The sequence below is a fragment of the Pseudophaeobacter sp. genome (assembly GCF_039971195.1).
Classification (GTDB): domain Bacteria; phylum Pseudomonadota; class Alphaproteobacteria; order Rhodobacterales; family Rhodobacteraceae; genus Pseudophaeobacter.
The window spans coordinates 21428-28257 of record NZ_JBDWPJ010000117.1 but is presented as its reverse complement, the minus strand read 5'-3'; the positions used below and the strand labels follow the sequence as shown (position 1 = coordinate 28257).

The 6830-nt window shown below is 60.0% G+C and carries 8 protein-coding genes; 3 read left to right on the top strand and 5 right to left on the bottom strand.

What is annotated here, in order from left to right; genetic code table 11:
* The coding region (locus ABJP42_RS10350; protein ID WP_348340231.1) for an acyl-CoA dehydrogenase family protein at window positions 1–690 on the top strand (690 nt) is incomplete at its 5' end.
* Between the two features lie 75 nt (window positions 691–765).
* On the opposite strand, the gene ABJP42_RS10345 is transcribed toward ABJP42_RS10350, so the two are convergent.
* The 3 genes from ABJP42_RS10345 to hemE all read right to left on the bottom strand — a co-directional run bounded on the left by ABJP42_RS10345 (window position 766) and on the right by hemE (window position 2653).
* The gene (locus tag ABJP42_RS10345; protein ID WP_348340230.1) at window positions 766–930 is read right to left on the bottom strand and encodes a hypothetical protein; all 165 of its coding nucleotides are present in this window, start codon (window positions 928–930) and stop codon (window positions 766–768) included.
* Between the two features lie 165 nt (window positions 931–1095).
* Window positions 1096–1626 (bottom strand): GNAT family N-acetyltransferase, encoded by a 531-nt coding sequence (locus ABJP42_RS10340; RefSeq protein WP_348340229.1) that lies wholly within the window; start codon window positions 1624–1626, stop codon window positions 1096–1098.
* Window positions 1619–2653 carry a uroporphyrinogen decarboxylase gene (hemE, locus tag ABJP42_RS10335; protein ID WP_348340228.1) on the bottom strand — a complete coding sequence of 345 codons (1035 nt, stop codon included), beginning with the start codon at window positions 2651–2653 and terminating at the stop codon, window positions 1619–1621. The genes ABJP42_RS10340 and hemE overlap by 8 nt, the downstream gene beginning before the upstream one ends.
* Before the next feature lie 182 nt (window positions 2654–2835).
* Here hemE and hemC point away from each other — a divergent pair, with 182 nt between their 5' ends.
* Both hemC and ABJP42_RS10325 read left to right on the top strand, forming a co-directional pair.
* Window positions 2836–3795, top strand: coding sequence for a hydroxymethylbilane synthase (gene hemC, locus ABJP42_RS10330; protein ID WP_348340227.1), 960 nt, complete (start codon window positions 2836–2838; stop codon window positions 3793–3795).
* A gap of 126 nt (window positions 3796–3921) precedes the next feature.
* Window positions 3922–4866: a fatty acid desaturase family protein gene (locus ABJP42_RS10325; protein ID WP_348340226.1), complete on the top strand. Its 945-nt coding sequence runs from the start codon at window positions 3922–3924 to the stop codon at window positions 4864–4866.
* 92 nt (window positions 4867–4958) lie between these two features.
* On the opposite strand, the gene ABJP42_RS10320 is transcribed toward ABJP42_RS10325, so the two are convergent.
* Together ABJP42_RS10320 and hemF are read right to left on the bottom strand one after the other, a co-directional pair.
* On the bottom strand, window positions 4959–5774 hold the full coding sequence (locus ABJP42_RS10320) for a glycoside hydrolase family 25 protein (protein ID WP_348340225.1): 816 nt from the start codon (window positions 5772–5774) through the stop codon (window positions 4959–4961).
* A 145-nt stretch (window positions 5775–5919) separates the two neighbouring features.
* Entirely contained in the window at window positions 5920–6813 is an 894-nt protein-coding gene (hemF, locus tag ABJP42_RS10315; RefSeq protein ID WP_348340232.1) for an oxygen-dependent coproporphyrinogen oxidase, read from the bottom strand.
* Between the last annotated feature and the right edge of the window lie 17 nt (window positions 6814–6830).

Here is a 6830-nt window from a genome sequence, read left to right as displayed (position 1 = left end):
TCCAAGACCTTTATCACCAATGGCCAGCAGGCCGATCTGATCATCGTGGTGGCCAAAACAGATCCCGGTCTCGGCGCCAAGGGCATTTCATTGATGATGGTGGAAACCGCCACGGCAGAGGGGTTTTCCCGTGGGCGCAATCTGGAAAAGCTCGGCCTCAAAAGCCAAGACACATCGGAGTTGTTCTTTGACAACGTGAGACTGCCACCGGAAAACCTGCTTGGCGGCAGTGAGGGCCAGGGCTTCTATCAGCTGATGAAATCACTGCCACAGGAACGCCTGGTGGTGGCTCTTGGCGGGGCCGCCGCCATGGAGAAGGCGCTGGAGGAAACCGTGGCCTATACCGCCGAGCGCAAAGCCTTTGGCAAGCCGCTCTTGGAGATGCAGAATACAAGGTTCAAGCTGGCAGAGGTCAAGACCATTGCCCATATCGCCCGGGTGTTTCTGGATGATTGTGTGGCCAAACATCTGCGCGGCGAGTTGGATGCCACCACCGCCTCGATGGCAAAATGGTGGGTGACGCAGATGCAATGCGACACCATAGATGAATGCCTGCAACTGTTTGGCGGCTATGGCTATATGTCGGAGTATCCGATCTCAACCATGTATGCCGATGCAAGGGTGCAAAAAATCTACGGCGGATCAAACGAGATCATGAAAGAGCTGATCGCCCGCAGCCTGACCAGCTAAGCCGGGCTCGTTTCCCCAAAGCCCCTTGCCACAGCTAGCTGTTGTACGGGGCTTCTTTTGCGCAAAATACAGAGATCAGCCCTTGGCTTTGGCCTCTGCTGCGGCTTTCATCCGGGCCAAAAGCGCCGATTTGTCCTCGGATTTGCCATAGGGGTTTTTGCGGCTGCCCTTGGCATTGTGTTCGGCGTGCCGCGGGGTATTGCCACCCTTTTTGGGGTTGCCGGATTTTCCGTAGTCCATGGGGCTGCCTTAAGATCTGGGAATGCGTCACTACGCGGAAGTGGCGCTGATGCACCAAAGCTGGGGCAATTGCAAGGTGGAGAGGGGATTGGGGGCGCTGCCCCCGCGCCCCTTTGGGGTCGCTCCCCCGGAATATTTCTGGAAAGGTGATACCACCGTGTGGAGTCAGGGCTGATAGGTGAGGATCTCATTTGGGTAGCATTCTGTGCCGATTGTGAAATGCGTGCGGCCGGTGATTTCAAAGCCCATGCGCTGGTAAAAGGCAATAGCCGCGGTGTTTTCGGCATTGGTGGTGAGCCAGGGAGAGGCCGCGCCAAGGCTGGCACAGTGGCGCAATCCAGCGCCCAGCAGCGCCTGACCTACTCCGCGGCCATGATGGCGGGGCTGCACGTAGAGCGTGGCTATCTCAACCTCGGAACCCGGCCCTGCGGGCGGGGGGACCCCATTAGAAATTCGGATAAACCCGTCGATACCCTGGCTGTTTTGCGACACAATGAAGGTCTCGCTGTCTTGTCCGAGCAGGGCTTCAAAACGCGTTGGGATCAGTTCGGAAAAGATATAATCGGCAAAGAAACCATTTATCCCCAAGCGCAGATAGGTGCCGGTCCAGACTTCGATGGCCAGGGCAGCCAGGCTCGACGCGTCGTCAAGACGCGCCGAGCGCAGGGTCACCTTGTCCGGTTCGGAGTTAGCCACCCCGGACCGTATCAATCATCAGCTGCACATGCTCCGGATCCGCATCCGGGGTGATACCATGGCCGAGGTTGAAGATATGCGGCCCATTTTTGAAGGCCTCCACGATGGCGCGGGTTTCGGCCACCAGTTCCTGACCACCAGTGACCATATGGCGCGAGGCCAGGTTGCCCTGCACGCAGCCATCAACCTGCAGATTCTGCGCCGCCCAGAGCGGATCCACCGAATTGTCCAGCGCCAGACAATCAATGCCGGTCTCCTTGGCAAAGCCGAGGTATTTTTCGCCGGCTTCACGCGGGAAGCCAATCACCGGAATGCCAGGGTAGCGCTGTTTCAGCGCGGCGGTGATCCGGCGGCAGGGCTCCAGCGCGTATTTGTGGAAATCCTCGCCTTTGAGCGAGCCGGCCCAGCTGTCAAAGATCTTCACCACTTCGGCGCCCGCTTCGATCTGCAAAGAGAGGTATTCGATGGTCGCCTCGGTGATGCGGGTCAGCAGGGCCTCGAACAGGGCGCGGTTTTCTTGCTTCAACGCATGGGCCGGACCCTGATCCGGGGTGCCGCGTCCGGCGATCATATAGGTGGCCACAGTCCAGGGCGCGCCGGCAAAGCCGATCAGCGTGGTCTCAGACGGCAGTTCACGGGACAGGATTTTGACGGTTTCATAGATCGGATTGAGCGTCTCGTGAATGTCAGCCACGGGCCCGAGCTTGGCAAAATCGGCTTGGGTGGTGATGGTCGACAGTCGAGGGCCTTCGCCGGTGACAAACCACAGATCCGCGCCCAGCGCCTGGGGCACCAGCAGGATATCAGCAAAGAGGATCGCCGCGTCAAATCCATAGCGACGGATCGGCTGCAAGGTGACCTCGGCAGCGAGCTCTGGGTTGTAGCAAAGTTTGAGAAAATCCCCGGCCTGGGCCCGGGTGGCGCGATATTCAGGCAGGTAGCGGCCCGCCTGGCGCATCATCCAGATCGGTGGCACATCCTGGGCCTCGCCTGCCAATGCGCGCAGAATTTTCTTTTGTTCAGCCATGATGCCCTCGATTTGTGCCTGCTCGTTGCTCCGCCCATGAGGTCGGCCCAAAGCGACAAATTGTCAAGACCCGCCTGCCCCCTGCCTGCAACGGCAAATCGCCGCTGCCTGTCTGTGTTTTTGCCCTTTAGGGCCGCAAAACCGGTTTCCCCTTTTGGCGAAAATGCACTAGGGCTTTTAGCATGATACAGAACCTGCCCTCCCCCGCTTCGCCGCTGAAAATTGGCACCCGTGGATCGCCCCTGGCGCTGGCTCAGGCCTATGAGACCCGCCGCCGTCTGGCTGCAGCCTTTGATCTGGCTGAGGTGGCCTTTGAGATCGTGGTGATCAAGACCAGTGGTGACAATCAGGCGCTGATCGCGGCGGATAAACCGCTGAAAGAGCTGGGTGGCAAGGGGCTGTTCACCAAGGAGATCGAAGAGGATCTGTTGTCGGGTGCCATCGATATTGCGGTGCATTCGATGAAGGATATGCCGGTGGCCCAGCCCGAGGGGCTGCTGCTGGACTGCTACCTGCCACGCGAAGATGTGCGCGATGCCTTTGTCTCACCCAAGTTTTCCCGCCTGCAGGATCTGGAAGCCGGGGCGGTTGTGGGCACCTCCTCCCTGCGCCGCCGGGCTCAGCTGATGAACCGTCGGCCTGATCTGCAGGTGGTGGAGTTTCGCGGTAATGTGCAGACCCGGCTGAAGAAGCTGAACGAAGGCGTGGCAGAATGCACCTTCCTGGCCATGGCAGGCCTCAACCGTCTGGCCATGGCCGATGTGCCTGCCACCGCGATTGAGGCCAATGACATGCTGCCCGCCGTTGCCCAAGGCGCCATCGGCATTGAGCGACGGGGCGATGATACCCGGGTGGCGGCAATGCTGGAAGCCATCCATGACAAGACCACCGGTCAGCGGCTGGCGGCGGAGCGCGCCTTTCTGGCGGCGCTGGATGGATCCTGTGAAACGCCGATCGCGGGCCTCGCCGAACTGCAGGGCGGTACTCTGCGGCTGCGCGGCGAGGTGCTGCGCCCGGATGGGTCCGAAGCCATTGCCGAGGATCAAAGCTGCGCGATTGAAGACGGGGCGGCGCTGGGGCGTGAGATTGCCGCCAAACTTCTGGCCTCGGCTGGACCCGGTTTTTTTGACTGGCGTCAGTAAGCCTGTCATCCCCTCTCCTGAATGCCGCCCCTAAATGCCGCCACGACATACGCAAAAGTATGACGTGGCGACCCATTTGACCGCTTCCCCAGATGCAGGCGACCCTGCGACCAGGAGGAGCCCATCATGACACCTGGAAAATCTTATCTCAGCAGTGAGGAAATTCGCCCCCTGGCCGAAAGGTCAGATGCGATGGGCCTGTGGCTGGTTGTGCATTGCTGGGGGGTGATCGCCTGCGCCTTGGCGCTTTTTGCGGTCTGGCCCAATCCGCTGACCTTTGTCATCGCAGTGCTGGTGATCGGCTCGCGCCAGCTGGGGCTGGCGATCCTGATGCATGAGGCGGCGCATAACGCGCTGTTCAAAACCCGCAGATGGAATGACATTGTGGGCGAATGGCTCTGTGGGCGACCTATTCTGGCCGAACTGGCCGCCTATCGCCACTACCATCTGACGCATCATCGCTTTACCCAGACCGAGAAAGACCCGGATCTGAAGCTGAGTTCCAAATTCCCCACCTCCAAGGCCTCGCTGAAACGCAAATTCACCCGCGACCTGACCGGCCAAACCGGGGTCAAGCAGCTTGTGGGTCAGATACTGATGAGTTTTCGCCTCGCAGGAGATGAGGACGCCATCGAGGCGGCGGCTTCGGATTTTGCGCAGAGTTTTAAAGCGCCGCATCTGTGGAAATCCCTGCCGGTGTTCCTTGGTATTGCTTTGGCGATGAGCCTGATTGGGGACTGGTGGTGGGGGCTTGGTTTCTGGCTGCTGCCCTATCTGACCTGGTTTCAGTTTGTGCTGCGGGTGCGCAACATCGCCGAACACGGCGCGGTGGAGCAGTCAGAAAACCCGCTGCAGAATGTGCGCACCACCAAGGCTGGCCCCATCGCCCGGCTGTTTGTCGCCCCCTATTGGGTCAACTACCATCTCGAGCATCACATGGTGATGCATGTGCCCTGCTGGCAGCTGAAAAACATGCACAAGGCTCTTCTGGACAAAGGGATCGGCCCGGATATGCGCATCGCCTCGGGCTATGGTCAGGCCTTGGCAGAAGCCGGTTGGAAGCGCGCCTAGCCTCCGCTCACCTTCCACCTGCGCCTCGCAGAACAACATGACTAAAGCGCCTGCCCCTGCGACGGGGCGGGCATTTCCAATCAGGTCCTAGGCTACAGCTGGCCAGACCAGCGCAACCAGGTTTCGGGGCTGTCATGGAAGACGTTCAGATCCACATCGCCTTCAATCCCCGGCACCACTCCGGTGCCGGTATATTGCCAGAACCGCCAATGAGCGCCGGGATAGACCTGACGCGGATGGCCCGCGACAGAGCGCAGCCAGAATTCGGTGCCGCGCAACTTGCCAATGCCGGTCTCTGAGAAGAAATCCACCGTGGTATAGACCACCGGGCGCTGGCCGTAATGTGCCTCCAGCAGCGCCAGGAATTTACGCGCCTCTGCCCGTACCACCCGGCCATCAGGACGTTTGGTGCAGGTGCGCGAGAGCGGGTTCCACTCCATATCCAGCACCGGCGGCAGCGCATTGGGATCGCGCGGCACATGTTTGATGAACCAGCGGGCTTGCTCTTCGGCGGGGCGACAGAAGTAAAAGTAATGATAGGCGCCGCGTTGTACGCCCGCCCGCTGCGCGCCGCTCCAGTTTGCGGTAAACCGGGGATCCGCGACATCGCCACCCTCGGTTGCCTTGAGATAGGCAAAGGAGACACCGGCCTGGCGCACCTCGCGCCAATCGATCTCTCCCTGATAGCGCGAGACATCAATGCCATGGATCGGATAACTGCGCGGCCCGCGCCCGGTCCATTCATGCGGATCAGTGTCGCCAAACCGGGGATAGGTATTGAGCTGCGCCAATTGCGCCTCACTAGGACGCTGGGTTGGGGCAGCACTTGCCTCCGGCGGTGGCGGCGTCTTTTGGCCACAACTCACCAGGGCAACCATGACCAGAACACTTAGAAAACCATGGCGCATCGCTAAACCCAATACAAGAAAGCAAAAGAACCGGCCCAAATCTGGCCGGCCCTCTTAATCTCTATCGAAGATATGGGTTTTCCTAGAGGAAAGCCGCAGAGCCGCAAAAATAGGCGTTATTTCGCGGGTTTGCGGGCTGGAAGCTTTAGACCCATTTGGCCATAGGTGGCAGGCTCATCAGCACCGCATTGGCATCATGGCCAGTTTCCAGACCAAATTTGGTGCCGCGATCATAGACCAGATTGTATTCCGCATAGAGACCACGATGCACCAGCTGAGTGTCCTTGTCGGCCGCGTCAAACTCCTGCAGCCGGCGCTTTTCCACCAGCGGCAGATAGGCCGGCAGGAAAGCGCGGCCAATATCCTGGGTCAGGGCAAAATCCGCCGCCCAGTCACAGGTGTTGCGATCATCCATAAAGATGCCGCCCACCCCGCGGGCGCGGTTGCGATGCGGGATGTAGAAATACTCGTCCGCCCAGGCCTTGAGCCGGGGGTAGAGATCTGCCCCATGCGGGTCGAGGTGCTGCTGCTGCTGGGCATGGAAATGCGTGGTGTCTTCGGCATACTCGATACAGGGGTTCAGATCTGATCCGCCGCCAAACCACCAGCCATGCGGGGTCCAGAACATCCGGGTATTCATATGCACCGCCGGGGCATGGGGGTTGCGCATATGCGCCACCAGCGAAATGCCCGAGGCCCAGAAGCGTGGATCTTCCTTCATGCCCGGCAGCCCCTTGCGCGCCGCCATAGCATTTTGCGCACGCTCCCCCAGGGTGCCGTGCACCTCAGAGATGTTGACACCGACCTTTTCAAAAACACGCCCACCGCGCATCACGCTCATCAAACCGCCGCCCGCGTCCGATCCATCCTCGGCGGCGCGTTTGGTCTCAGTGACCTCAAACCGACCCGGCTGCAGATCCGCAAATGGCCCCGTGTCATGACTGTCCTCAAGCCCCTCAAAAGCCGCAACGATCTCGTCGCGCAGGGCGCGGAACCAGGCCGCGGCCTGGGCTTTTTGCTCATTCATTTCGGAAGTCATCACGGGGATCTTTCTAC